Annotated in this window: 23 protein-coding genes and 2 tRNA genes; 11 read left to right on the top strand and 14 right to left on the bottom strand. The window is 70.1% G+C overall.

The window, feature by feature from the left end; genetic code table 11:
* Positions 1-62: 62 nt before the first annotated feature.
* On the bottom strand, positions 63-842 hold the full coding sequence (locus ACZ69Q_RS25845; protein WP_471046049.1) for a GAF and ANTAR domain-containing protein: 780 nt from the start codon (positions 840-842) through the stop codon (positions 63-65).
* A 193-nt stretch (positions 843-1035) separates the two neighbouring features.
* Between ACZ69Q_RS25845 and ACZ69Q_RS25840 the strand changes: the two genes are divergently transcribed.
* Positions 1036-2064, top strand: a complete 1029-nt coding sequence (locus tag ACZ69Q_RS25840; protein WP_471046047.1) for a glycoside hydrolase family 6 protein — start codon at positions 1036-1038, stop codon at positions 2062-2064.
* A gap of 106 nt (positions 2065-2170) precedes the next feature.
* On the opposite strand, the gene glxA is transcribed toward ACZ69Q_RS25840, so the two are convergent.
* From glxA to ACZ69Q_RS25820, 4 genes are all read right to left on the bottom strand, one after another.
* Positions 2171-4108 carry a radical copper oxidase GlxA gene (gene glxA, locus ACZ69Q_RS25835; RefSeq protein ID WP_471046045.1) on the bottom strand — a complete coding sequence of 646 codons (1938 nt, stop codon included), beginning with the start codon at positions 4106-4108 and terminating at the stop codon, positions 2171-2173.
* Positions 4105-6111, bottom strand: a complete 2007-nt coding sequence (locus ACZ69Q_RS25830) for a glycosyltransferase family 2 protein (protein WP_471046043.1) — start codon at positions 6109-6111, stop codon at positions 4105-4107. Before ACZ69Q_RS25830 ends, glxA begins: the two co-directional genes overlap by 4 nt.
* Before the next feature lie 323 nt (positions 6112-6434).
* On the bottom strand, positions 6435-7151 hold the full coding sequence (locus ACZ69Q_RS25825; RefSeq protein WP_471046040.1) for a FadR/GntR family transcriptional regulator: 717 nt from the start codon (positions 7149-7151) through the stop codon (positions 6435-6437).
* 206 nt (positions 7152-7357) lie between these two features.
* Positions 7358-7431: transfer RNA gene (locus tag ACZ69Q_RS25820), tRNA-Lys, on the bottom strand.
* A 184-nt stretch (positions 7432-7615) separates the two neighbouring features.
* On the opposite strand from ACZ69Q_RS25820, the gene ACZ69Q_RS25815 reads away from it, so the two are divergent.
* The 5 genes from ACZ69Q_RS25815 to ACZ69Q_RS25795 all read left to right on the top strand — a co-directional run bounded on the left by ACZ69Q_RS25815 (position 7616) and on the right by ACZ69Q_RS25795 (position 13222).
* The gene (locus ACZ69Q_RS25815) at positions 7616-9004 is read left to right on the top strand and encodes a peptidoglycan-binding protein (protein ID WP_471046038.1); all 1389 of its coding nucleotides are present in this window, start codon (positions 7616-7618) and stop codon (positions 9002-9004) included.
* A 73-nt stretch (positions 9005-9077) separates the two neighbouring features.
* The gene (locus ACZ69Q_RS25810) at positions 9078-10208 is read left to right on the top strand and encodes an SPFH domain-containing protein (protein WP_471046035.1); all 1131 of its coding nucleotides are present in this window, start codon (positions 9078-9080) and stop codon (positions 10206-10208) included.
* Between the two features lie 120 nt (positions 10209-10328).
* Positions 10329-10934, top strand: coding sequence for a lytic polysaccharide monooxygenase auxiliary activity family 9 protein (locus tag ACZ69Q_RS25805; protein WP_471046032.1), 606 nt, complete (start codon positions 10329-10331; stop codon positions 10932-10934).
* A 91-nt stretch (positions 10935-11025) separates the two neighbouring features.
* Positions 11026-11493, top strand: a complete 468-nt coding sequence (locus ACZ69Q_RS25800) for a DUF3592 domain-containing protein (protein WP_471046030.1) — start codon at positions 11026-11028, stop codon at positions 11491-11493.
* Positions 11494-11551: 58 nt separating this feature from the next.
* On the top strand, positions 11552-13222 hold the full coding sequence (locus ACZ69Q_RS25795) for an AMP-binding protein (protein WP_471046027.1): 1671 nt from the start codon (positions 11552-11554) through the stop codon (positions 13220-13222).
* On the opposite strand, the gene ACZ69Q_RS25790 is transcribed toward ACZ69Q_RS25795, so the two are convergent.
* From ACZ69Q_RS25790 to ehuB, 6 genes are all read right to left on the bottom strand, one after another.
* A tRNA-Lys gene (locus ACZ69Q_RS25790) sits at positions 13188-13261 on the bottom strand. The two genes, ACZ69Q_RS25795 and ACZ69Q_RS25790, sit on opposite strands and share 35 nt — an antisense overlap.
* A 100-nt stretch (positions 13262-13361) precedes the next feature.
* Entirely contained in the window at positions 13362-14126 is a 765-nt protein-coding gene (locus ACZ69Q_RS25785) for an IclR family transcriptional regulator (protein ID WP_471046024.1), read from the bottom strand.
* Between the two features lie 184 nt (positions 14127-14310).
* Entirely contained in the window at positions 14311-15087 is a 777-nt protein-coding gene (gene ehuA / locus ACZ69Q_RS25780) for an ectoine/hydroxyectoine ABC transporter ATP-binding protein EhuA (RefSeq protein ID WP_471046021.1), read from the bottom strand.
* Between the two features lie 10 nt (positions 15088-15097).
* Positions 15098-15748, bottom strand: coding sequence for an ectoine/hydroxyectoine ABC transporter permease subunit EhuD (gene ehuD / locus ACZ69Q_RS25775; RefSeq protein WP_383419929.1), 651 nt, complete (start codon positions 15746-15748; stop codon positions 15098-15100).
* Entirely contained in the window at positions 15745-16467 is a 723-nt protein-coding gene (gene ehuC / locus ACZ69Q_RS25770) for an ectoine/hydroxyectoine ABC transporter permease subunit EhuC (protein WP_471046018.1), read from the bottom strand. The genes ehuD and ehuC overlap by 4 nt, the downstream gene beginning before the upstream one ends.
* The gene (ehuB, locus tag ACZ69Q_RS25765) at positions 16464-17369 is read right to left on the bottom strand and encodes an ectoine/hydroxyectoine ABC transporter substrate-binding protein EhuB (protein WP_471046015.1); all 906 of its coding nucleotides are present in this window, start codon (positions 17367-17369) and stop codon (positions 16464-16466) included. The genes ehuC and ehuB overlap by 4 nt, the downstream gene beginning before the upstream one ends.
* Positions 17370-17416: 47 nt before the next feature.
* Between ehuB and ACZ69Q_RS25760 the strand changes: the two genes are divergently transcribed.
* Positions 17417-17914: a DUF3830 family protein gene (locus tag ACZ69Q_RS25760; protein ID WP_471046012.1), complete on the top strand. Its 498-nt coding sequence runs from the start codon at positions 17417-17419 to the stop codon at positions 17912-17914.
* A gap of 34 nt (positions 17915-17948) precedes the next feature.
* The gene (locus ACZ69Q_RS25755; protein ID WP_471046009.1) at positions 17949-18533 is read left to right on the top strand and encodes a hypothetical protein; all 585 of its coding nucleotides are present in this window, start codon (positions 17949-17951) and stop codon (positions 18531-18533) included.
* On the opposite strand, the gene ACZ69Q_RS25750 is transcribed toward ACZ69Q_RS25755, so the two are convergent.
* Together ACZ69Q_RS25750 and ACZ69Q_RS25745 are read right to left on the bottom strand one after the other, a co-directional pair.
* Positions 18514-19905 (bottom strand): amidase, encoded by a 1392-nt coding sequence (locus ACZ69Q_RS25750; RefSeq protein ID WP_471046006.1) that lies wholly within the window; start codon positions 19903-19905, stop codon positions 18514-18516. The two genes, ACZ69Q_RS25755 and ACZ69Q_RS25750, sit on opposite strands and share 20 nt — an antisense overlap.
* Before the next feature lie 29 nt (positions 19906-19934).
* Positions 19935-20918: a D-2-hydroxyacid dehydrogenase gene (locus tag ACZ69Q_RS25745; RefSeq protein ID WP_471046003.1), complete on the bottom strand. Its 984-nt coding sequence runs from the start codon at positions 20916-20918 to the stop codon at positions 19935-19937.
* A 207-nt stretch (positions 20919-21125) separates the two neighbouring features.
* Here ACZ69Q_RS25745 and ACZ69Q_RS25740 point away from each other — a divergent pair, with 207 nt between their 5' ends.
* The 3 genes from ACZ69Q_RS25740 (at position 21126) to ACZ69Q_RS25730 (ending at position 24013) form a co-directional block, all read left to right on the top strand.
* Positions 21126-21938, top strand: coding sequence for a maleate cis-trans isomerase family protein (locus ACZ69Q_RS25740; RefSeq protein WP_471046342.1), 813 nt, complete (start codon positions 21126-21128; stop codon positions 21936-21938).
* Between the two features lie 10 nt (positions 21939-21948).
* On the top strand, positions 21949-22680 hold the full coding sequence (locus ACZ69Q_RS25735; RefSeq protein ID WP_471046001.1) for a maleate cis-trans isomerase family protein: 732 nt from the start codon (positions 21949-21951) through the stop codon (positions 22678-22680).
* 244 nt (positions 22681-22924) lie between these two features.
* On the top strand, positions 22925-24013 hold the full coding sequence (locus ACZ69Q_RS25730; protein WP_471045998.1) for an LLM class flavin-dependent oxidoreductase: 1089 nt from the start codon (positions 22925-22927) through the stop codon (positions 24011-24013).
* A gap of 30 nt (positions 24014-24043) precedes the next feature.
* Here ACZ69Q_RS25730 and ACZ69Q_RS25725 read toward each other — a convergent pair whose 3' ends face one another.
* A complete protein-coding gene (locus tag ACZ69Q_RS25725) occupies positions 24044-25864 on the bottom strand; it encodes a putative bifunctional diguanylate cyclase/phosphodiesterase (protein ID WP_471045995.1) in 1821 nt (606 codons plus the stop codon).
* Between the last annotated feature and the right edge of the window lie 3 nt (positions 25865-25867).

The following is a 25867-nucleotide window of genomic DNA, read 5'->3' as shown; positions in this document are numbered from 1 at the left end:
ACGGAACGACGCCCGCGGCCTAGGGGAAGGCGCCAGGGGCCTGGGCGAAGGCACGAGAGCCCCTACCCGCGTCCCTCGTCGTCCGTCCGCTCCGCCTCCCGGCGCAGCGCCGCGTCGTCCGCCACGCGGTCGATGACCGTCCGCGCCACCCGGTCCAGCGGTAGCTGATGCCGGCGCGCGTACTGCCGCAGCGCCACGAAGGCATCGTCGGGGGCAGTGTTCCAGCGCTCGGCGAGCATGCCCTTGGCCTGCTCGACGCGCACCCTGCTGGACAGGGCCTGCTGCAACTGACCGGCGAGGGTGCGGCACTGGGCGTACGTGCTGTTGTTCTCCAACCCCAGGGCGGCGCAGTCGGCGACGAGCTGGGCCAGCCGCAGCGTCGTGCCGTCCTCGGACGGGGAGCCGCCGTGACGGGCCGCGCCGAAGACGTTGAGCGCGCCGAGTACCCGGTCCTGGCGGCGCAGCGGGACCGCGTAGGTGGTGGCGATGTCGTGGGCGAGGGCGCGCTCGGTGAACTCGGGCCAGCGGGCGGCGGTCCGGGCCGCCCTGATGGACACCGCAGGCACCGGCCGGCCGGAGCTGTAGCAGTCCAGACAGGGCCCGCCGGCGTGCTGGACCCCGAGCAGTTCCAGCACGATCTCCCGGTCCGTGCCGCCCGCCGCCAGCGACACCGCCCGGCCGTCGTCGATCAGCATGATTCCGGCCGCCCGCGCGGGCAGCAGTCGCACACAGTGGTCGGCGACCCGCGATAAGTGGTGCGCGGCCTCGAACCCCTCGACGAGGGTGTCCGCCGACTCCACCAGCGCTTCCGCAAGCCGGATCTCCCGAGTGGACTGGTGCATGACCGCACACTCCCCTTCCCCTGTTCCCCTGTTTCCCCTCTGGCGGACGCCCCCGCCGGCCCGCCCGCGCTCCGCCCCTGGGAGCCGTCATAGTGGCTGTAACAGCTCCCCGACAAGGCTCGGCGACCTCGTTCGCCCCACGACACGTATGTCAGGATTGAGCCTTGGAACAAAGCACCCGAGGGGGAGCTGGATGCACCTGAAGAGGGGGGCCTGGAGGGGCGCTCGCGCGCGGACGTCCGCGATGCTGCTGGGGGCGGCACTGCTGATCGCGGGCTGTTCCTCCGGGGACGGAGACCAGCCGGACGACAACTCCGGCGCCGGGATCAGCCAACAGCCCAAGGACACCGACCCGTTCTGGGTGAACCCGGACGGGAACGCGGCCCAGCAGGTGGCCGACTACGAGAAGGGCGACAAGAAGGAGGACGCCGAGCAGATCCGGAAGATAGCGCAGCAGCCGACCGGCGAGTGGATCGGCCCGGAGAACCCGCAGGACGAGGCGCGCGGCTACACGGAGGCCGCCGACAAGGCGGGCCGTACGGCCCTGCTGGTCCTCTACAACATCCCGCACCGCGACTGCGGCCAGTACTCCCAGGGCGGCGCCGCCGACGGCAACGCCTACCGGGACTGGATCGACGGTGTGGCCAAGGGCATCGAGGACCGCTCCGCGACGGTGATCCTGGAGCCGGACGCGCTGCTGCACCTGGTGGACGGCTGCACCCCGGACGAGTTCCACGAGGAGCGCTACGACCTCCTCAAGGGCGCCATCACCAAGCTGAAGTCGCTGAAGAACACCAAGGTCTACGTGGACGCGGGCAACGCCGGCTGGGGCCATCCCGACCAGATCTTCGAGCCCCTGAAGTGGGCGGGCATCGACCAGGCCGACGGCTTCTCGGTCAACGTCTCCAACTTCTACACGACCAAGGACTCGATCGCGTACGGCAAGCAGCTCTCCGGCAAGGTGGGCAACAAGCCGTTCGTCATCGACACCAGCCGCAACGGCAACGGCCCCTACACCCAGGGCGACCCGAACGAACGCTGGTGCAACCCGCCCGGCCGGGCGCTGGGGGAGACCCCGACGACCAAGACGGCGGACCCGCTCGTCGACGCCTACGTGTGGGTCAAGCGCCCCGGCGAGTCGGACGGCGAATGCAAGGGCGGCCCGAAGGCGGGCGAGTGGTGGGCGGAGTACGCCTTGAAGTTGGCGAAGGCCAGTAAGTAACGCCGGGGCTCATGTGGCTGGCGGCGCCCCCACGCCCTAAGGGGCGCGGGGAACTGCGCGACCAGCCACATGGAACCCGCGGCCGAGGACGAAACCCGCGGCAGCGCTACGGCACTCTCACCCACTGCGCCTTCGACGGCGTCCCTTGATCGTCCGTGACGAACAGCATGTACCACCCCGACGGAACCAGATTCCGGTTCGTCGGCACATCCACCGTGATCTTGTCACCGGACTTCTTGAAGTCCAGCTTCACCGACCGCTGGTCCACGTCCGTGACATGCGTGGACGCGCTCGGCCGGATCAGCCGCACGTTCTCGATGGACGAGGCGTGCTGCGAGGTGAACGTGCCCGTCCCGCCCCGCTTGATGGTCTGCGGCCCGCCCGACAGTGACGGCTGCGCGTCCCGGTAGAGATACGGCGGCGTGTAGATCTCGATCCGCTGCTCGAACTTGCCCGGCTTGGTGTTGGCCTGGTCGGCGTACAGCGAGTCGGAGCCGAAGAACATCACCCGCCCGTCGGGCAGCAGGATCGACCCCGAGTGGTAGTTGCGCCCCACCAGCGGGTCGGCGACCCGGTCGAGCTCGTTCGCGCCCGGCCGGTAGAGATGAGCCTGGAGGATGTTGGAGTCTCCACGCCCCCGGTAGTCCTCGGAACCGCCCGACACCAGCAGCGAGTCGTCCGGTAGCACCGATGCCTGCGGATACCGCGTGCCCTTCTCCAGCGACGGCCCGTCCACGAACTTCGGGTCGTCGTCCTTGAGATCGATGATCCGCGTCTTCTCGCTGGACTCCTTGGACTCGCCGACGCCACCGCCGCCGATCACCATGTACTTCTCGTCCTGCGCCGGCGGCAGCAGCACCGTGCCCGAGGTCTCCATCAGCTTGGAGTCGCTCAGACCGGGCAGCTTGCTGAACTTGTTGGTGTCCACGTCCCAGATGCCCGGTTCGCGGCCCACGTTGTCAGGGCCGTAGCCCGCGTTCGAACCCGAGTAGAAGATCTTGCCGTTCTCCAGCGGGAACAGCGCCGGGTACGTCGGGAACTGCCGCAGCTTGGACAGGTACGTCCACTTCTTGGTCTTCGGGTCGTACACCTCGTTCTTGCCCGGCACCAACTGGCCGATGTCGTCGAGACCGGAGACGCTGAGGATCTTGCCGTTGCCGAGCGTGGTGAGCGTCGGGTACCAGCGGGCCTCGTGCATCGGGTCGACCTTGATGTACTTCTCGGCGACCGGGTCGAACTCGTAGGCGTCCCGGATCCCCTGGAAGTCCTTCTTGTCGAGGGCGAGCTTCTGCGCGATGCCGTACGTGTTGCGCGCGTCGGCGCCCGACAGACCCTGGATGCGGTAGTTGTCCTGGGTTCCGGTCTCGTACCTGGCGCCCTTCTTCTGCGCCTCGACGTAGATCCGGCCCAGGCCGGGGTCGTTGCGCAGGAACTCGCCGGTCGCCTTGTCGAAGACCTTCTTCGCGCGCGGCACCAGCACCGGGTCCTTGGAGACGAACGTCTTGCCGTTCTCCTTGCCGGTGAACTTGGTGCCCGCGGGCAGCGTGATCGGCTCGTCCGGGTTCTCGTTGTGGACGATCATCAGGCCGCCGGCCTTGGTGACGTCACCCTTGAGCTTCTCGTACCGCTTCGTACCGCCCGCGATCAGCAGGTTGCCGTTGGAGAGCTGGGTGTGGCCGGTGCAGAACAGGTCGTTCGGCGTCGGCACCTTCTTGATCGTGCCCTTGACCGGGTCCCAGATCCGGGTGTCGTACTTCTTCGCGTCGAAGTTGTCCTGGTTGTTGCCCGAACCTGCGATCAACAGCACCTTGCCGGTGTGCAGGAGCGCCGCGTGGATGGTGTTCTGGCGGTACTCCTCGGGGAAGTCGACGATCTCCCACTTGCCGTTCTCGGCTTTGTACTCGGGCTTGTTGATTTGGTACTGGTGGTATTTCTCGGTGCCGACGCGATAGAGCCACGGCCCGTTCATTCCGGCCAGCGCGATGACCACCGCCGTGCCTATCGCGAGTCGACGGGCGCGGCGGCGGCCTGCACGGTCGTTCATTCCTTACGTCCCCCAAGTCCACCAAGAGCGATCTGCATCGTCTGGTCATTGCCGCCGTTGCCCGACGCGGCCCAGCTCGGCTTGTGCTGGCCGTGGGGCGTGTGCGGCGGCGTGGCGTGCCCGGGCAGCGGCTGCGGCTGGTACGCAGCCGCGGTCGCGCCCGTCGCCACCGCGTCCTGCGGTCCGGTCTGGGCCGGCACGGCCGCGGCGGGCTTCTTCCTCTCCTGCCGCAGCATGTAGCGCCAGGCGAAGATCGGCGTCGCCGTGATCAGCATGGCAAAGGTCGCCCAGACGATCATCGCGGGGTGCGAGTGGCCGTACACGAAACCGGCGGTGATCGACGCCCCGAAGATCGCGATGAAGTACCAGTGGTAGCGGAAGGTTCCGAACCACCGGTCGGGGCTCGCGGAATCGCCCTTGGGAGTGACGACGAACTTGCTCTTCTTGCGCAGCACCGAGTCGACCAGCGCCTTCGCGTACAGCGGCGCCGACAGCGCGGACATCACCATGCCGGCCACACCGCCGGAGCCCTCGGGCTCGTGCGGCGAGACGTTGTGGCGGCGGTTCCAGACGTACAGGCCGATCTGGAGCGCGGAGGCGTTGCCGTAGAGCATCAGCCAGATCGTGGGGTCGATGTTGACACCCGAGGCGCCCAGGCCCAGGAACAGCGCACAGCTCAGCGCCGCCAGGATCCAGTTGAGGGCCGACATCGGGTAGAAGATGATCATCATCGTGTAGTTGAAGAGCTTGCTCGGCGGCAGCGAGTACCAGCCCTTCCAGTACTGCTTGAGGATCGTCTCGTACGTCCCTCGCGACCAGCGCATCTGCTGGGTGAAGAAGTCCGTCCAGGCGCTCGGGCCCTCACCGACGGCGAGCACGTCCGGCGTGTACACGGACCGCCACTTCTTGCCCGTCGCCGGGTTCTTGTGGCGGTGGATCTCGAAGCCGGTCGCCATGTCCTCGGTGATCGAGTCGTACAGGCCGCCGATCTGCTTGAGCGCCTTGATGCGTACGGCGTTCGACGTACCCACGAACATCGGGGAGCCGTACTTGTTGCCCGCCCGCTGGATGAGGGCGTGGAAGAGGAACTGCTGGGACTCGGCGGCCTTGGTGACGAAGTTGTCGTAGTTGCCGTAGACCTGCGGGCCGATGACGAAGCCGATGTTCGGGTCGCGGAAGAAGCCGAGCATCCGCTCCAGGTAGTTCGGCAGCGGCACGTGGTCGGTGTCGACCGAGGCGAAGAAGTCGTAGTCGTCGCCGTGCGCGTCCAGCCAGGCGTTGTAGTTGCCGTGCTTGGTCTTGGCGCGGTGCGGGCCCTTGGCCTGGTTCCACTTCGCGACGCCCTTGCGGGAGAAGTGGTGCACGCCGAGCCGGGCGCAGACCTCCTTGACCTCCGCGTCGTCGCCCTCGTCGAGCAGCCAGACGTGCAGCAGACCCCGGTGGCGCAGCTTGACGGCCGCCTCCAGGGTCTTCGTCACCATCTCCAGCGGCTCCTTGCCGGGCACGAAGGAGGTGAGGAAGGCCACTCTCGTGCCGGTCTCCGGCACCACCGGGATCGGGTCGCGGGCGACCAGCGTGGCGTGCGCGTTGGACAGCACGTTCATGCAGCGGAAGAACTCGATCAGGCCGATCGAGACCAGCATGACTATGTCGAGGGCCGGCAGGAAGTCGAAGGCGGGGTAGTCCCGTTCGGTCCAGTGCTCGGGCTGGAGCAGCCAGAACAGCAGCACCAGCGAGAGCACCGGGGCCGCGGCCAGCATCAGGGCGACCCTGATCCGGTGCGGCTCCTGCGAGATCAGCGAGCGGTACTGGACCCGGTACGGCTTGTTCGGGTCGGGCTGGGTGAGGGGACCGGCCAGCCTGCTGTAGTGCTCGTAGTCATACTTCGGCAGCGTCTTCTTGATCCGGCGGAATGTGCCGGTCCGAGTTTGCGAAGGCACCCGTAGCTGGGTGGTCTGAGACGGGTCGAAGTTCTGCCGGGCGCCCGTCGGCGTCGACGTCATGAGTCATCCCCCCACACGCGGGTCACCACGTGTCTGTCGGTTCCTTGACGACTGTGTCGATCCCCCTCGACCTTCACAGGCGTATCAGTGGTGGGCCGCAGTCACCACATCTTCCACACCTTAGACATGGAAACGCGACCTTCCGGTTGCATCATGCCCCCCTCGGCATGCGGTCATGAACGGGGCCCCCTACTCCCCGCAAAAACCGGCAACCGGCTCCTTGCCCCCCAACTGCCGCGTATCCGCAGCATCTTGGTAAACCCATCCCCAGGGTTCTACGCCGTTCCGCATGATCGCAAGATGCGAAACGAGGTGTTTACCGGTCATACGCGCTCATTGTGGCACCTGTGGGGGTGTTGTGTATCCGTTGTGGACACGCGGGCGCGGATGTTGCCGAAGTGCTCCCGTATCGCCCCTTCCGCCCGTATCGCGTCGCCCGACCGCACCGCGTCCACGATCTCCCGGTGCTGCCGGCAGGTGACCAGGGGATCCTGCGGAGCACCCCCGAGGTCGGTGTGGACCCGGTGGAAGGTGTCCCAGAACGCCTCCATGACCTCGCCCAGCAGCGCGTTGTCCAGCCCTCGGTAGAGGGTGGCGTGAAACGCCCGGTCGGTCTCGGCGATGCCGTCGCCGCCCAGTGCTGCCTGCTCTTCCATACGGTCGACGAGCGCGTCCAGTTCAACGAGGTCGGCGTCCGGCAGCCGCCCCGCGAGCCGCGCGACCAGTCCCGTCTCCACGGCCTCCCGCAGTTGCACGAGCTGGAGCAGGGTGTCCTCGCCGCGGTGGTGCCCGGCGACCGTGCGGAAGGCGAGGCCCTCGACCATGGGGGCGAGGGACATCGCGCCGACGTAGGTGCCGAAGCCGTGCCGGATCTCCACGATGCCCATCGCCTGCAAACCCTTGAGCGCCTCGCGCACGGAGTTGCGACTGGCACCGAGGTGAGCCATCAGCTCGGGCTCGGTCGGCAGCGGGGCCCCGGAGGCCAGCCGACGGTCGATGATGAGCTTCTTGATCCGCTCTTGCAGGTCACGAGCTGCCATGGCCAGAGGGTATCCGGCCAAACACACCGGAAGCCCCTCGCTTGCACGAGGGGCTTCCCGGACAGTCTGTGCGCCGCCAGGGACTCGAACCCCGGACCCGCTGATGCTGCATTCCCCGGGGGGTGACCCCCGGACCCCCAGCCGCCTCTGCAGGGCCCGGCGCATATGCGAAGACCCCCCGCAGTTGCGAGGGGTCTCACTGTCTGTGCGCCGCCAGGGACTCGAACCCCGGACCCGCTGATTAAGAGTCAGCTGCTCTAACCAACTGAGCTAGCGGCGCCTGCTGACGTCGATAACTCTACATGACCTGCGGGTGTGCTCCCGACCGCGTGGCCGGGCGGGGCGGGGGCTCCTGGGGGCCTGTAAACCATTCGGACCGTCAACATGCGAGTGCGGAAGACAGTTGAGAAACTGACGGGGTGTACAGCCGCGGGCATTTCCGACTGGAGTGTGAGGGGAATCGTATGGAGGCTCGGACTCCGGTATTCGAGGAAATCGATCCGGGGAGTGACTGCGACTGCCCCGGATGCGTTCACTGGAGACGCGTCCTGCCGCATTCCGCGACCGGCCGGCATCCGGCTGCCCACCGGGCGCTGATTCTCGCCGCGGCCGCCTCCACCACCCTCGTCGTCGGCCACACGACCCCCGCCCTCGCCGCCCCCCACACCTTCGACCGACCGGCCGTTCCCGCAGGTGACGAGCCCAACACACCCCAGGGCGGCAAGGCCCCGCTGCACGGTCCCGGGGGGAAGCCGGCCCAGCCCGCCGGCCCGGTCAAGACGCCCGCGACCACCCGCGCGGAGATCATCAAACGGGCCAAGAAATGGGTCGCGGCGAAGGTGCCGTACAGCATGTCCAGGTACTGGTCGGACGGATACCGACAGGACTGCTCGGGGTTCGTCTCGATGGCCTGGAGCCTGACCGGAAACGAATGGACCGGGAGCCTCGGGCAGTACGGAGTCCGCATCTCCAGGGAGGAACTCCAGCCCGGTGACATTCTGCTGTTCCATAATCCCGCGAACCCCCAGAAAGGCTCGCACGTAGTCATTTTCGGCGGCTGGACGGACTACACGCGCACCTACTACACCGCTTACGAGTCGGCTCCCCCGCACGCCCGGCGGCTGGCCACCCCGTACGCCTACTGGAACCACTCCGCCCGCTATGTCGCCTACCGCTACAAGGGCCTCACGAGCGGCGGCTCGACTGGTGCGAAACCGGAAACCGGGCAGCAGGGCGGCACGGAAACGGAGACCGGGCAGCAGGACGCCGGGCAGCCGGACACCGCCAAGCCGGCGAGTCCGAAGAGCCCGGCGCCGTACCCGGGGCGGGCGCACTTCGGTCCCGGTGCCAACAACAAGCACGTCACCGAGCTGGGCCGGATGCTCGTCGAGCGCGGCGCCGCCCGTTACTACGCGAGCGGCCCCGGCCCGCGCTGGTCGGACACGGACCGCAGGGCCACGCAGGCGTTCCAGTCGGCGCAGGGCTGGCGGGGCCAGGACGCGGACGGCCTGCCGGGGCCGCGGACGTGGGCGCTGCTGGCGGCGGGCAAGGGCAAGGACATTCCCGCCGAGGCCACCGCAGCCCCGCCGCCCGAGCCGCCGTCCTCGCACGGGGTGCCCGGCTATCCGGGGCGGGCGCTGTTCCGGCCGGGCGCCGACAACCAGTACGTGACGCAGCTCGGCAAACGCCTGGTGGAGAAGGGGTTCGGCAAGCACTACAAGAACGGGCCGGGCCCGCGCTGGGGCGAGGCGGACCGGCGTGCCGTCGAGGACTTCCAGCGCGCCCAGGGCTGGCGGGGCGGCGCGGCGGACGGCTATCCGGGGCCGGAGACCTGGCGGCGGCTCTTCGCGTGACCAGGCAACCCGGCAACCCGACATCCCGGCAACCACTGTTGTGACGCATCTGGCGCGGAGGCTGGAGGCACCCATGACCACGACCACTTCTCACACGCCCGAACCCGACGGGCTCGCCGGGCCGGCCGAGGTGCCGGCCCGGCCCGCGCGGCTGATCCAGAACGAGGCGACCACCGAGATCCCCGTCCATCTGCTGTTCCGGGACGAGGCGGGCCCGGTGTCCGTGCCGCTCCGGCCGACGGTCGTGGCACGCCGCCAGGGCACGGGGGAGCAGCCGCGCCTGCGCCGCCCGGTCCAGCCGGAGCCGCGTCCCGAACCGCAGGTCGACCCCGACCTGGTGGAGCGGCCCGCGCGGGTGCTGCCCGGGGCGGCGGGGGTGCTCGCCGGGGCCTGCGGGGCGGCCGGGTGCCTGGCCGCCTCGTGGTGGGCCGGGGTGCTGCCGCCACCGGCGGTGCAGGCGCTGGGGTTGCCGGCGTCGGCGGGCGCGGAGCTGGGGCCGGCGCAGTGGGCGGCGTACGCGGGGGCCGGGGCGCTGGGGCTGCTCGGCTTCGGCGGGCTGGCGCGCGGGCGGACCGGGCGGGCCTGGGTGCTCGGGCTGTTCGGACGCTACCGGGGCACGGTCCGGCGCACCGGCCTGATGTGGGTCAACCCGCTGCTGCTGCGCCGCCGGGTCGACGTACGGCTGCGGCACTGGCGCAGTGAGCCGATGCCGGCGGCCGACGGCAACGGGGTCGCGCTGCGGGTGGTCGTCCAGGTGGTGTGGCGGGTGAAGGACACCGCGCGGGCGCTGCTCGGGGTGGAGGACCACGAGTCGTATCTGCGCGAGTGCGTCGAGGCGGCGCTGGCCCGGGTGGCGGTGGAGATGCCGGGCGGTCCGCGCGGCTGCGTCGAGGCGACCGGTGAGTCACTGACCCGGCTGGTGGCGCGGGACGGGGGCGCGGTCGGGCTGGACGTGTTCTCGGTGCGGCCGGTGCGGGTGGAGTACGCGCCCGAGGTCGCCGCCGCCATGCACCGTCGCCGTATCGCCGCGCTGGACGCACGCGACCGGGCCACGATGGTCACCTCGGTCGTCGACTCGGTGGAGGACACGGTGACGCGGCTGACGATGCGGGGTCTGGTCGAGCTGGACGACTACGAACGCAAGGCGCTGGTCAAGGACTTGACGGTGGCGTTCTGCGCGGGGCGGGGTGAGACGGCGATCTGACGGGCCCCTCGAACATGTCCCTCGATTGGTATGGACATGTTCAACAGTCAGCAATAATCTGAGACTTGGTCTAGACCTGCAAGCTCGCCGAACTTCCCCCACGTTCCCAGGAGCAGCAGCATGCGCAGAAAGGCCAAGTTGTACGCAGCCGCACTCGGGCTCAGCACGGCAGGGGCCCTCGTGCTCTCCACCGGTGGCGCCAGCAGTCACGGCTACACCGACCTCCCCATCAGCCGGCAGAAGCTCTGCCAGAACGGCACCGTGACGAACTGCGGCTCCATCCAGTGGGAGCCGCAGAGCGTCGAGGGGCCGAAGGGCTTCCCGGGCTCCGGCCCGGCCGACGGCCAGCTCTGCAACGCCGGGCTGGGCCAGTTCTCCCAGCTCAGCGCGCCCAAGACACCGTCCGGCGGTGCGTGGCCCACCATCAAGGTGAACGGCGGTCAGAGCTACACCTTCCGCTGGCAGTTCACCGCGATGCACGCCACGACCGACTTCAAGTACTACGTCACCAAGCCGGGCTGGAACCAGAACCACAACCTGTCCCGCTCGGACCTCAACCTCACGCCGTTCTTCACGGTCCCGTACAACGGGCAGCGGCCGCCGTCCACGCTCTCCCACAGCGGCACCCTGCCGTCCGGGCTGAGCGGACACCACGTGATCCTCGCGGTGTGGACGATCGCCGACACGAGCAACGCGTTCTACGCGTGCTCGGACGTGACGTTCTGAGGTTCTCTTGAGTCAGCACCCAGGCCGGCGTGGGTAGGTTCCTCCCACGCCGGCCCATCGGGGTCGGCGTACAGACCTCGGGGGATGTGCGATGGACGTGATCTTCTATGTGGTGCCCGGCCTGATCATGGCCATGGCCCTGTTCACGGCGTACCGGGTGGTGTACCGCTCGTCCCAGGTGCGCGGTGCCTGGAACAGCGGGCTGACCGCCCAGGGGCGCTGCCTGCGGATGTACACCACGAACCACGGCGGCAGCCGGGACACACGGGTGTACAGCACGCTGCACCACGTGTACGAGTTCGTCACCCATGACGGCCGGCTCATCCGGTTCGAGGAGGAGGACGGCCCCGGAACGACGGTCGAGGGCGACCTGGTGACCGTGTACTACACCGACGGCCCGCAGGTGGTGGCCACGGCCCATCGCCCGAGCCCCGGCAGGCAGGCGGCGGCCACCGTCGGCATCCTCACGTTCCTCGGGGTGGTCGTGCTGTTCTGCATCGGTTTCATGGCCACCTACTCGCAGATGTCCTCGGGCATGGACGCGATGGGCGGCTTCTGAACCCTCGTACCCTCATGACCCTCCACAACTGACGGTACGTCAGTTACCGTGCGCGCCCATGGAGTCCACTACGGCACGCACGGTCGCGGAGCTCGTGGCGGCACGGTGGGGTGACCACCGGCCGGGGCTGTGGTTCGAGGAGCGGACACTCACCCGGCACGAGGTGACCGCCGGTGCCGCCGCCCGTGCGGCACTGCTGGCCGACCTGCTGCCGCCCGGCGCCGAGCCGCACATCGGGGTGCTCCTCGACAACACCCCGGAGTACCCGATGTGGCTGGGCGCGGCGGCCCTCGCCGGAGCCGCCGTCGCCGGGATCAACCCCACCCGCCGGGGCCCCGAACTCGCCCGCGACATCCGGCACACCGAGTGCCGGATCCTGGTCACCGAGCGGGCCCATCTGCCCCTGCTGGAGGGCCTCGAACTGCCCGGCGTGCGTGTGCTGCTGACCGGGACGCCGGAGTACGAGGCCCTGCTCGCCCCGTACGCCGGCGCCCGGCCCGACCCCGGTCGTGCCGCCCCGCACGACCGGCTCCTGCTGTACTTCACCTCCGGCTCGACCGGCGCGCCGAAGGCCGCGATCTGCACGCAGGGGCGGCTGGCCGCCGCCGGCTACGCCCTTGCGGACCAGTTCCGGGTGCGGCCCGACGACGTGCACTACATCTGCATGCCGATGTTCCACGGCAACGCGGTCATCGCCGACTGGGCGCCCGCCCTCGCGGCCGGCGCGGGTGTCGCGCTGCGCCGTCGGTTCTCGGCGTCGAACTTCCTCGCGGACGTCCGGCGCTACGGGGCGACGTACTTCACCTATGTGGGCCGAGCGATCCAGTACGTCCTGGCCACCGAGCCGCGCCCGGACGACCGGGACAATCCGCTGCGGCTCGGCTTCGGCACGGAGGCGGGCGCCGTGGACGCCGCCGCCTTCGAGCGCCGGTTCGGGGTGCGGCTGGTGGAGGGGTACGGCTCCTCCGAGGGCGGGGCCGCCGTGCAGTGGTCGCCGGGGACTCCGCCGGGGGCCGTGGGGCGGGCGGCGCCGGGTCTTGTCGTACTCGATCCGGACACCCGTGAGGAGTGTCCGCCGGCGATCTTCGACGCGGGCGGGCGGCTGGTCAACGGGGACGCGGCGATAGGTGAGCTGGTCAACCGGGGGCCGAACCCCTTCGAGGGGTACTGGCGCAATCCCGAGGCGGAGGCGGAGCGGCGGCGCGGGGGCTGGTACTGGACCGGGGACCTGTTCTGCCGGGACACCGACGGCTATCTGTACTTCGCGGGGCGCGGCGACGACCGGCTGCGGGTCGACGGGGAGAACCTGTCCGCCGCGATGATCGAGAACATCCTCGCGCGCTACGAGGGCGCGGCCGCCGTCGCCGTGTACGCGGTGCCGGATCCGGTGACCGGGGACCAGGTCATGGCGACGGTCGCGGGGGAGTTCGACCCGGTCGCCTTCGCGGCGTTCCTGCTGGCCCAACCGGACCTGGGGACGAAGATGGCGCCCCGGTTCGTGCGGGTGGTGGAGCGGATGCCGGTGACCGCCACGAACAAGATCCATCGGGCGGGGCTGAGGCGGGAAGGGGTGCGGTGCGCCGATCCGGTGTGGTGGCGGCCGCCGGGGGAGCGGGCCTACCGGAGGCTGACCGAGGCGGACGTCCTGACATACGTCGAAGGGCCTCCCGCTCCCACGAGAGGCCCTTCTCAGGTGCGCCGCCAGGGACTCGAACCCCGGACCCGCTGATTAAGAGTCAGCTGCTCTAACCAACTGAGCTAGCGGCGCATGACTCGCGCCGACCGCGATTTGTGGCTTTCGCGGCGGCGACGAAGAAAATACTACCTGGTCCGCGGGGGTGCTTCAGACCACCGCGGAGCGGGCCGGGTCAGGACTGGATCGCCAGCGACAGCAGCACCGGCGCCGCGCTGCGGTTCAGGCTGTCCGCCGCCTGGCGCAGCCGGTGCGCGTGCTCCAGCGGGAGCGACAGGGCCAGGCAGCCCACCGAGGAGCCGGCCGTGATCGGGACGGCCGCGCACACCGTGCCCACCGCGTACTCCTGGAGGTCGAGGTGGGGGACCGTCGGCGGCTGGGACTCCAGGCGGGAGAGCAGCACCTTGTCGCTGGTGATCGTGCGCGAGGTGAGGCGGGCCATCTTGTGCCGCGAGAGATGGTCACGCCGGCCGTTGTGGTCGAGCTGGCCCAGCAGGCTCTTGCCGATCGCGGTGGCGTGGGCGGAGAAGCGGAAGTCGACCCACTCGTTGACCACCGGGGTGGCCGGACCGGCCGCGAACTGGTCGATCCTGACCTCTCCGTCGATGTACCGGCTGATGTAGACGGCGGCACCGACCGAGTCCCGCAGCCGGTCCAGGGTGTGCTGGAGGTTGTCCCGCAGCGCCTGCTCACGGCCCTGGGCGGAACCGAGGCGGGCCAGGGCGTCGCCCGTGGCGTACGCCCCGTCGGCGATCTGCTCGACATAGCCCTCGCGGCGCAGCAACCGCAGGAGGCCGGTCAGGCGCCCCGGGCCGATGCCCGTGTGCCGGGCGAGCTCGGTGTCGGTGACTCCGGAGCTGTGCCGTGCCACGGTCTCCAGGACGCGCAGGGCGTCCTGGATCGAGTGGTACGGCGTCGTCGACTCGTGCTGGAGCGCCACGGTTCCCCCTGCGGTCGCACGTCGCTTCTCGCGTTTTGTTGACTGGGCCGGGTTCGAGTGAGTCAGTCTCCTTCACGATAACGGGCAAGAGGCTTGTAGTGAGCGCTTGTTGACGAGATTGCGACGCCCTCAACTGCGGTGGTAGCACTCTGGCATATGCCTGAGTCATGGGCCCCGCGAAGAGTCACAGCACAGCGCTGAGGAACTCCCGTGTGCGGTCGTTCTCGGGGTCGTTGAAGATCTTCTCCGGGGAGCCCGACTCGATGACCCGGCCGGAGTCGAACATCAGGACCTGGTCCGAGATGTCCCGGGCGAAATTCATCTCGTGGGTCACACAGAGCATGGTGATGTCGGTGGTGCGGGCGATGTCCCGCAGCAGGTCCAGGACGCCCGCGACCAGCTCCGGGTCCAGCGCCGAGGTCACCTCGTCGAGCAGCAGCACCTGCGGGCGCATGGCCAGCGCCCGCGCGATGGCCACCCGCTGCTGCTGGCCGCCGGAGAGCTGGGTCGGGCGGGCGTCGCACTTGTCGGCGAGGCCCACCATCTCCAGCAGCTCACGGGCGCGCGCCTCGGCCTCGTCCCTGGACATGCCGAGGACGGTGACCGGGGCCTCGGTGATGTTGCGCAGCACGGTCATGTTCGGGAACAGGTTGAACTGCTGGAACACCATCCCGATCTTCTTGCGGACCTCGCGGATCTGCTTCTCGGGGGCCGGGTGGAGCTGCTCCCCGGCGACCGTGATCGTGCCCTCGTCGGGCTTGGCCAGGGTCATCAGCAGCCGCAGGATCGTCGTCTTGCCGGAGCCGGACGGGCCGATCAGGGTGACGTGCTTGCCGGACGCGACGGAGAAGTCGAGCCCGTCAAGGACCGTGTTCGAGCCGAAGCGCTTGGTGACGTGGTCGAAGCGGATCAGCTCGCCGCCGTCCACCGGCGGGTTGGCGCTCGCGTCGGGATCTTTCATCAGAGGGGTGTCAGCGGACAAGGCGTCGCTCCAGGGCTCGTACGAGAAGGGAGGCCGGGTAGGCGATGAAGATGAAGGCCACACCGATGACCGTCAGGGGCTCGGTGAACTGGAAGTTCTCCTGTGCGAACAGCCGCGCCTCGCCGAGCATCTCCATGACCGTGATCGTCATCAGGATCGGGGTGTCCTTGAGCATCGCGATGACGTAGTTGCCGAGGGCGGGGACCACCCGGCGGATCGCCTGCGGCAGGATCACCACCCGCCACGTCCGGGTCACCGGCAGATTCAGCGCCGTCGCGGCCTCCCACTGGCCGACGGGCACCGCCTCGATGCCGGCCCGGTAGACCTGCATCGTGTACGTCGAGTAGTGCAGCCCGATCGCGAAGACGCCGGTGGTGAGCGCCGATGCGGTGATGCCCCACTCGGGCAGCACGTAGAACAGGAAGAACAACTGCACCAGCAGCGGGGTGTTGCGGATGAACTCCGTGACCGCCCCCACCGGCCAGCGCACAAAGCGGCTCGGGGTGCGCATCAGCAGCGCCCACACCAGGCCCAGCGCGAACGAGATCAGCGAGCCGAGGGCCAGGATCTGCAGCGTGAGCAGCAGCCCGTCCCAGAATCGCGGCATGAAGTCGGCGACAGCGCCCCAGTCCCAGGTCATCCGAGAGCACCTCCCGCGCCCACACCGGTCGTCTCGGGTCGGTGCAGTTCCTGCTCGGGCGTGCGCCCGACCGACTTGCCGACACCGGCCTTGAGTTTGCGTTCCAGTCCGCGCATGCCCCGCGTGAGCAGGAAGGCGATGACGAAGTAGATGAGCAGGACGTAGGTGTAGATCTCCGCGCTCTCCTGGAGCGCCAGGCGCACCAGGTTGGCGCTGAAGGCCAGGTCGCCCATGCCCATCACGGACACCAGCGCGGTGCCCTTGAGCAGTTCCACCAGCAGGTTGGTGAAGGAGGGGATCATCTCCGGCACCGCCTGCGGCAGCAGGACCAGCCGCATCCGCTGCCACGGCGTGAAGCTGAGCGCGATACCGCCCTCACGCTGTGCCGGGTCCACGGAGTTCAGGGCGCCGCGCACGATCTCGGCGCCGTACGCGCCGTAGGTCAGTCCGAGTGCGAGGGTGCCGGCCCACAGCGGGACCAACTGCCAGCCGAACGCGACCGGCAGCACGAAGAACACCCAGAAGATCATGATCAGGGCGGAGGTCCCGCGGAACACCTCGGTGTAGACGCCCGCGAGGAAGCGGACGATCCACAGCCGGTGGGTGCGGGCCATGCCGACCCCGAAGGCGACCGCCGTCGCCACCAGTCCGCTCAGGACCAGCAACTGGACGGTGATCCATATCCCTTTGAGTACGAGTTCCCAGAGTCCCGAGGTCATCCGCCGCACAGCTCCTTCGCGGTGAGGTCGGTCATCTCCGCCTCCGTGAAGCCGAAGGGCTTGAGGATGCGGAACAGCTCCCCGCTCTTCTTCAGCTTCTGCAGCTCCACGTTGAAGGCGTCCCGCAGCTTCGTCTCGGTCGGCCGGAACGCGAACGCGCCGCCGTCGACGTGCGGTTTGCCCTCGACGAGGGGCGCGAAGGCCTTGGTGGACTCCGCCTTCGCCGACTTCTTGACGACCTCACGGGTGGTCAGCGCCGTACCGGCGAAGGCGTCCACGCGCCCCGCCTCGACCGCGTTCAGCCCCGCGACCTGGTCCGGCACGATGAGGATGTCGCTCTCCTTGTACCCCGCCTCGACGGCGTACTGGATCTCGGCATAGCCGGTTCCGGTGGCGAACTTGGCCTTCTTCTCGACGACGTCCTTGTAGTCGTGCAGCCCCTTGGGGTTCCCCTTGCGCACGATGAAGGAGTCGAGCATCTGGTAGTCGGGGTCGGAGAAGATGACCTGCTCGCAGCGCTCGGGGTTGACGTACATGCCCGCGGCGACGACGTCGAACTGCTGCGAGTTCAGACCCGGGATCAGCGACCCGAACTCGGTCGGCACGGGTTGCACCTTGTCGATGCCCAGCCGTTTGAAGATGACCTTGGCCAGTTCCGGCGCCTCGCCGGTCAGGTCTCCGTTCCTGTCGATGTAGCCGAAGGGGATCTCCCCCGCGATACCGAGGCGTACGACGCCCGCCGCCTTGAGCCGGTCGAGCAGGTCACCTCCGTCCTCGGTCGATGCCGTGGCCACCCGCGAGCAGCCGGCGGCCCCCAGCGCACCGAGCGCCGCCACCCCCGCGAGCAGCGACCGGCGCGTGGTCCCAGGTGTGTCTCTGTCGTTCCCATTAGGTGGAGCCATGGCGGCGCGGCTACCCGAGACGATGCGATGTATGCACCCTGGAATGCATGACTGATCGGTTCATCGAGGTGTCACTGGTCAAGCGCGAAATCCACTGCACGGCCAAGCTCCTGGACGACCGCGCCCCGCTGACCTGCGCGGCCGTCTGGGACGCCCTGCCCCTGACCGGCGACGTCTATCACGCCAAATACGCCCGCAACGAGATCTACGCCCTCTTCCCGCCCTTCGCGGAAACGGAGCCGCCGCTGGAGAACCCGACGGTCACCCCCATTCCGGGCGATCTGTGCTATTTCGCCTTCGCCGGAACGGAACTCGGCACCAAGTCCTACGGCTACGACCGCGAGGTCCGGCCCGGCACGACGGTGGTCGACCTGGCCCTGTTCTACGAGCGCAACAACCTGCTGCTGAACGCGGACGTGGGCTGGGTGCCCGGAATCGTCTGGGGCCAGATCGTGGAAGGGCTCGAAGAGATGGCCGAGGGCTGCAACGACCTGTGGCGCTCGGGAGCCCTGGGGGAGTCGCTGAGATTCCGGCGCATCGAGTGACGGAACTCAGCTCTCCTCGGCCAGACTTGAGGCCATGTCGAACACGATCGCCGGGCTGCTCGGTGGTGTCATCGGGGCGCTGATCTCGGCCCTCGCCATGTTCCTCGGGCCGCTGGCACATCAGCGGCAGATCGCACGGCAGGAGAGGGCGCGGGCCGACCGTGAGGCGACCCGGATCCAGTTGCAGCGGGTGGCCCGGGCCCGTACGGCGGTGAGGGCGTGGCACGAGTTCCTGCGCCGTGCCCTCACCGACCTGGAAGCCGGCCTCGCCCTGGACGCGGAGCGGTTCCTTGCGCAGTCCGACGCCATGCGGGACGAGGCGAGGGCGGCCTCCGACGAGCTTCTGGGCGGTGGACTGTGGATGGGATCGAACCAGTTCGGCGCCTTCGAGACGGTGACGGAGGTGCTGCGTGCCCACGCCGGGCACGCCGGCGCCGACGGCCGGACCTCGCTCGTCGCGGACGACCTGGGCGGTCGTGGTGCGCTGAGCTGGAAGGAGGAGCTCTACCACTCCAGAGCGAGCCTGAACGAGGATCTCCTGGCCCACGTCGAACGGCTGCGGGACACACCCGTCGAGGTGATCGGCACCGGTACGGCCGTCAGGCCCCGCCGGCCGTGACCCCGGCCTCGTACAGGGCGTGCGCCGCCCGCAGCACCAGATCGTCCCGATGCCGGGCGGCCACGATCTGCAGACCGACCGGCAGGCCGTCCCCGTCCGTGCCGACGGGGACGGTGGCCGCCGGCTGCTGGGTCAGGTTGAAGGGGTAGGTGAACGGTGTCCAGCCGGTCCACCGGCGATGCCCCGAGCCCTTCGGGACCTCGGCGCCCGCCTCGAAGGCCGTGATCGGGAGGGTCGGGGTGAGAAGGAGGTCGTAGACGTCGTGGAAGCGGCCCATCCGGCGGCCCAGTGCCATGCGGACGTCCACCGCGGCCAGGTAGTCCAGCGCCGACAGTCGGGCGCCGGCGGCGCAGATCTCCCTCAGGCCCGGGTCGAGCAACTCCCGCTGGTGCGGCCCAAGATGCTGGGTCACCCGGGCCGCCCCGGTGAACCACAGGGTGTGGAAGGCGTCCACCGGATCCGTGAAGTCCGGGTCGGCCTCCTCGACGTACGCCCCGAGGCCCGCCAGATGCTCCACCGCCCGCCGCACGGCCGAGGCGACCGCCGGGCGCACCGCCACCTGGCCGCCGAGGGACGGGGAGTAGGCGACGCGCAGCCCGCGCACCCCGCCGGACAGGGCCGCGGTGAAGGAGCCCGGGGCCGGCGGGAGCGCCGACCAGTCGCGGGAGTCGGGCGCGCCGATGACGTCCAGGAGCAGGGCCGCGTCGGCCGCGTCACGGGTCATCGGGCCGACGTGCGCGAGCGTGCCGAAGGCGCTCGCGGGGTACAGCGGGACCCTGCCGTACGTCGGTTTCAGGGCGAAGATGCCGCAGAACGCCGCCGGGATCCGGACGCTGCCGCCGCCGTCCGTGCCGAGCGCCAGCGGTCCCGCGCCGAGTGCCACGGCCGCCGCCGCGCCGCCGCTGGAGCCGCCCGCGGTGCGGGTCGGGTCCAGGGGGTTGCGGGTGACGCCGGACAGCGGTGAGTCGGTGACGCCCTTCCAGCCGAACTCGGGGGTGGTCGTCTTGCCGAGGAAGACGGCGCCGTGCGCGCGCAACCGGGCCACCGAGGGGGCGTCCTCGTCCCACCTCCCCCGCTCGGCGACGGTCTTCGAGCCCCGCAGGGTCGGCGCCCCGCGCAGCAGCAGGATGTCCTTCACGGTGACCGGGACACCGTCGAGCAGGCCGGCCGGCTCGCCGCGCCGCCAGCGCTCGGCCGACTCACCGGCCCGCGCGAGGGCCTCGTCGGCGGTGAGCCGTACGAAGGCGTTGACCTCCGGCTGGATCCGCTCGGCCCGCTCCAGCGTCGCGCGGGTGGCGTCGAGGGGGCTGAAGTCTCCCTTGCGGTAGCCGTCGAGGAGTTGTACGGCGGTCAGTTCGGTGAGGTCCGTCATGCGCCCTCCAGGCTCGATCCGTGCGGAGTTCAGCGTCCCGGTACGTACCCGCGCTGCTTGTCCACGACGTTCAGCAGCGGTCTGCCCGCCTCCCACCTCTCGTACAACTCCACGAACTGACGCCCGAGTTCATCCCGCCACCCGATGGTGTCCCCGCTCATGTGCGGGGAGACGATCAGGCCCGGCAGCTCCCACAACGGGCTGTCCGGGGTGAGCGGTTCGTGCTCGAACACATCGAGCGCGGCCCCCGCGATCCAGCGCTTGGTGAGCGCCTGAGCCAGCGCCTCCTCCACCACGAGCTGCCCGCGCCCGACGTTGATGAACCGCGCCGAGGGCTGCATGACGCCGAACCGGCGCAGGTCGAACATGCCGTGCGTCTGCTCGGTGAGCGGCGCGGCCGAGATCACCCAGTCGGCGCGGGACATCAGCCGGTCGAGATCGTCGGGGCCGTGGATGCCGGTGCGCGGCACCCGGCCGACCAGCGCGGTGGTGACGTCGAGGGCCTTCAGCGTGCGGACGATCGTCCGGCCGATGGGACCGGAACCGACCACGCACGCGCGCGTGCCCGCCACGCGCTGCCCCTCGCGGTGCCGCCACTCCCGCGCGCGCTGGAAGTCCAGGGTCCGCGGCAGGTCCTTCGCCATCGCCAGCACCAGCGCGGCGACGTACTCGGCGATCGGCTGGTCGAAGATCCCGCGCGCGTTGGTGACGACCGTGTCGGATTCGGTCAGCTCCCGGCACATCAGGTGGTCCACGCCCGCGCTCGCCGTGTGCACCCAGCGCGGCCTCGGACCCTCGCCGGGCCAGGCGTGGCGCACGGCGTGCGAGGTGAAGTCCCAGACCAGCAGGACGTCGGCGTGCGGCAGCCGCTGCGCGAGGGTCGACTCGTCCGCGTGCTCGACACGGGCGCGACCGGTGAGCCGGCCGAGGCGGGGCAGGGGCTCGGCGTCGAGGACCAGGAGCGTGGGCGGCGGGCCGGAGACGGGGGAGGGACCGGGGGCGGGGGAGGTCATTCGGGGTCGCTTCTCCAGGGGTGTGCGAGGGCTGTGCCCCGGGGGTGTGCGGGGGCCGTTTCTCGGAGTTCTACTGGAAGGGATAGCCGTCTGACATGCGAGGTTTGACCACGCTCGCACCCGAACCTACCTTCGTCAACACGGGCGTACATACGGTCCGTTGCTCACCTGTTTCTCGTAGTGAGGGCGGTGCGTGCCATGGACGCCATGGACATCTCCTTCCTGGGCGGTCCTCGGCCCCAGCGTGGTGTCGGAGTCATCGCCCCGTTCGACTTCGCGCTGGACCGCGAGCTGTGGCGCTGGGTCCCGGACGAGGTCTCGCTGCACCTGACCCGGACGCCGTACGTCCCGGTCGAGGTCAGCCTGCATCTGGCCCGGCTGGTCAGTGAGCACGAGACGCTCGACGACGGCGTCCAAACCCTGACCGCGATCGCGCCCGAGGTGGTCGCCTACGCCTGTACGTCCGGCAGTTTCGTCGGCGGCATCGCCGGCGAGCGGGCGATGTGCGAGGCGATGACCCGGGCGGGCGCGGTGCCGTCGGTCACCACGTCCGGGGCGCTGCTGGAGGCGCTGACCGAGCTGGGGGCGCGGCGGGTGGCGCTGGTCACGCCGTACACGGTGTCGGTGACCCGTGCGCTTGAGGAGTACGTGGCCGAGGCGGGCGTCGCGGTCACCGGATGCGCGTTCATGGGGCTGACGCGGCACATCTGGAAGGTGCCCTACCGCGATGTGGCCGACATGGCGCGCAGGGCCGTCGGCCGCCGCCGGGTCGACGCGCTGTTCATAAGCTGCACCAACCTGCCGACCTATGACGTGATCCCCCAACTGGAGGCGGAGCTGCGCATCCCGGTTCTCTCGGCCAACCAGGTGACGATGTGGGCTGCGCTGCGCAGGCTGGGTACCCGCGCGGTGGGGCCTTATCAGGCGCTGATCGACCCGGCCGCTCGGATCGACCCGGCGACACCGAGCGGGCCCGTGCTCCCGGACGTGCCGGATGTTCCAGAGCAGGAACAGCAGTAGAAAGGCTGACATGACCGCACTCGGATTTCTCTACCCGGGCCACTCTGCCGAGGACGACTATCCGCGCATCGAGCAGTTGCTCGCCAGCGACATCCGGATCGACCTGGTGCACACCGACATCGGCGAGGACGCGCACCGGGTGGACGCCCTGCTGCGGATGGGCTCCGCCGAGCGCCTCGCGGCGGGCGTGGAGGCACTGCGGCTGACGGGCGCCGAGGCGGTCGTGTGGGCGTGCACGAGCGGCAGCTTCGTCTACGGCTGGGAGGGCGCCCACGACCAGGTGCGCACCCTCGCCGTCGCGGCGGGCATGCCGGCCTCCTCGACGTCCTTCGCCTTCGTGCACGCGGTCCGGGAGCTCGGCGTGCGGCGGCTGGCGATCGGGGCGACGTACCCGGACGACGTGGCCGAGCTCTTCGCCCGCTTCCTGACGGACGCGGGCGCGGAGGTCACGACGCTGCGCGGCTCCGGGATCATCACCGCGGCGGAGGTCGGCACCTGGGGCGAGGCCGAGGTGTTCGCGCTGGCCAAGGAGGCGGACTCGCCGGACGCCGAGGCGGTCCTGCTGCCGGACACCGCCCTGCACACGGCCGCCCACATCCCGGCCCTGGAGAGCGAACTCGGCAAGCCGGTCCTCACCGCCAACCAGGTCACAGTCTGGGAGGCCCTACGCCTGGCAGACCGCCGCGTGAACGCCCCGACCCTGGGCGCACTGTTCAGCCGCGAGCCGATCGTGCAGGTGTAGCGGGCCACCTCCTTCGGCCCGTCCGGTGTGCGGTTCTTTTCAGCCCGTCCGGCGTTTGAGGACGAGGCCCGTTCAGGGCCGATGCGGGGGTCCGGGGGCGGCAGCCCCCGGGGACGATGAGGCCCCCGCTCGAGCGAAGCCGAGAGTGGGGGAGGGTAGGGCGGCGGGGGCGAGGGAATAAACCGGAGACGGCCTCCTGTTAACTGCTGACGCACACCGCACAGCGAAACGGCAGGAGGAACCGGTGACGGCAGACGAGATCCGAGGCGAGGTACAGGGCACCGCACCCGTCCCCCTCTCCGTACTCGACCTGGTCACGGTCAGCGCCGGCCGCACCGCCACGGACGCCCTGCGCACCGGCGTCGAGCTGGCCCGCCTCACGGAGTCCCGAGGCTTTCACCGCTTCTGGGTCGCCGAGCACCACTCCATGCCCGGCGTCGCATCCTCCTCGCCCGCGGTGATCCTCGCCCACCTGGCCGCCCACACGAACCGCATCCGCCTCGGCTCCGGCGGCGTGATGCTCCCGAACCACGCCCCGCTGGTCATCGCGGAGCAGTTCGGCACCCTGGAGGCCATGGCCCCCGGCCGGATCGACCTGGGCCTGGGCCGTGCCCCCGGCACGGACGGCGCCACCGCCGCCGCCCTGCGCCGCACCGACCACCTGAACGAGGGCGCCGACGACTTCCCCGAGCAGCTCGCCGAGCTCACGCGCTTCCTCGACGACGACTTCCCCGACGGCCACCCCTACCGCCGTATCCACGCCGTCCCCGGCCCGGTCCAGGCGACCTCGCCCGGCGGAGTCCAGTCCCCGCACCGCCCGCCGATCTGGCTGCTGGGCTCCTCCGGCTTCAGCGCCCGCCTGGCAGCCGTCCTCGGCCTGCCGTTCGCCTTCGCGCACCACTTCTCGGCACGCAACACCGTCCCGGCTCTGGAGCTGTACCGGGAGTCCTTCCAGCCGTCCGCGGTCCTCGACCGGCCCTACGCCCTCATCGGCGTCTCCGCCCTCGCCACCGACGAGGAGAAGGAGGCCCGCCGTCAGGTGCAGGCCGCCGCCCTCGGCATGGTCCGCCTGCGCACCGGACGCCCCGGCCTCATCCCCACCCCCGAGGAGGCCGAGGCCTACGAGTTCAGCCCGATGGAGCGCGAGTTCGCCGAGTCCTGGAACGCCAACGTCATCCACGGCACCTCCGACGAGGTCCGCGCCGGCCTCGACGACCTCCAGAAGCGCACCGGCGCCGACGAGTTGATGATCACCAGCAACGCACCCGGCATGGACATACGTCTGCGCTCGTACGAACTCATCGCGGACGCCTACGGATTGCCGACCGCCTGACCGGAAACCGCCCGCCTCACCCGGCGCACGTCAGACGCGTGCGCCCATCAGCTCGGAGATACGATCCGGCGACACCGGCCGCGAGTACAGCCACCCCTGGCCGGTGTCGCAGCCGATCCGGCGCAGCCGTGAAGCCTGCGCCAGCGTCTCCACGCACTCCGCGGTGACCGTCAGCCCCAGCCGGTGGGCGAGCTGGATCATCGCCTCGACCACGACCTCGTCGGCCGGGTTCGGCGGGACGGCGGTGCTGTTGTCGCTCTCGTACTGGAAGCCCCGTACGAAGGAGCCGTCCAGCTTCAGCACCGAGACCGGCAGCCGGCTCAGATACGCCAGATTCGAGTAGCCGGTGCCGAAGTCGTCGATGGCGATGCGCACACCCATGTCGCTGAGCGCCTGGAGGTCCTGGAGGGGCCGGCCCGACGAACCCATCACCGCCGACTCGGTCAGCTCCAACTGGAGCAGATGCGGGGCGAGTTCGGTCTCGTCGAGGATCCGCGCCACGTCCGCCACCAGGTCGGAGTCCCACACCTGGCGCACGGCGACGTTCACGCTGACGAAGATCGGCGGCTCGTCGGGGTGCGCCACCTGCCAGGCGCGCGCCTGCCGGCAGGCGGTCGCCAGCACCCAACGGCCCAGCGGCACGATCGAGCCGTCCTCCTCGGCCAGTCCGATGAACCGATTCGGCGCCAGTACGCCGAACTGAGGATGATTCCAGCGGACAAGCGCCTCGACACCGCGCAGCCGGCCGTCCTCCATCCCCACCAACGGCTGGTACTCCAGGGCGAACTCACCGCGCTCGATGGCCGCGCGGAGGGTGGCGGCCAGTGCCTGACGGGTCATGAGGTGGGCGTTGCGCTCGGGGTCGAACAGCGTCCAGCGGTCCTTGCCGTCGGCCTTCGCCCAGTACAGCGTCGTGTCGGCGGCCTGCATCAGGGCGGTCGGGGTGGTGCCGGCCGCAATGCGCTCCACGACTCCGATCGACGCCGACACCGACAGGCGCCGGCCGGACAGGTCGAAGGGCTCCCGCAGTGCCGCCAGCAACGACTCGGCCAGGTCGGCCAGTTGCTCGGTACCTGTCGAGTCCTCGACGAGCAGGGCGAACTCGTCACCGCCGAGCCGGGCCACCAGCGGCGGGCTGGAGCGGGCGTACCCGGCCTGCTCCGCGCAGCGCGTGAGCCGCTCGGCCGCGGAGGCCAGCAGCTTGTCGCCGACGCGGTTGCCGAGGGTGTCGTTGATCGCCTTGAAACCGTCAAGGTCCAGATAGCACAGGCCGATTCGGCCCGTGGTGCCGCTCTCGTCGTACGACTCCACCTCCAGTGCCGCTGTCAGCCGCTCGAAGAACAGCGTGCGGTTGGGCAGCCGGGTCACCGGGTCGTGCATCTGCAAGTGGCGCAGCCGTGCCTGGAGTTCGCGGTGGGCGCTGATGTCGGCGACGGAGAGCAGCACGCCGCCGGACTCGTCGCCGGGCAGCGGCGCGACCGTGACCCGGACCCACATGGAGTGGCCCTCCGGGTGTTTGAGGCGGCGCGTGCACCGCAGTTCGGCCTGGCGGCCGCGCAGCACCTCGCGGTACGTCTGCCAGGTGCGCGCGTCGGAGGCGAGGTCGACCAGGTCGGCGGCCGCGGTCCCGGTCAACTCCTCGGCGGGTGTGCCGAGCAGGGCGGCGAGCGTGGAGTTGGCGCCTGCCACCAGGCCGTCTCGGTCGACCACGGCCATCGCCAGGGGCGCGGCGGAGAAGGCGGACGAGTAGGGCGGCGCCCCGGTACCGGGCGATGGCTGGGCATTACTCTCTGTGACGGCCGGCCCGATGAGGTCTGCCGCGGGCGTCGGCCCTTCGGACGTTCCGCTCACCGC

Source organism: Streptomyces sp. NPDC036764 (assembly GCF_055609385.1).
The sequence above is the reverse complement of the archived record's forward strand: the minus strand, read 5'-3'. Positions and strand labels throughout refer to the sequence as shown.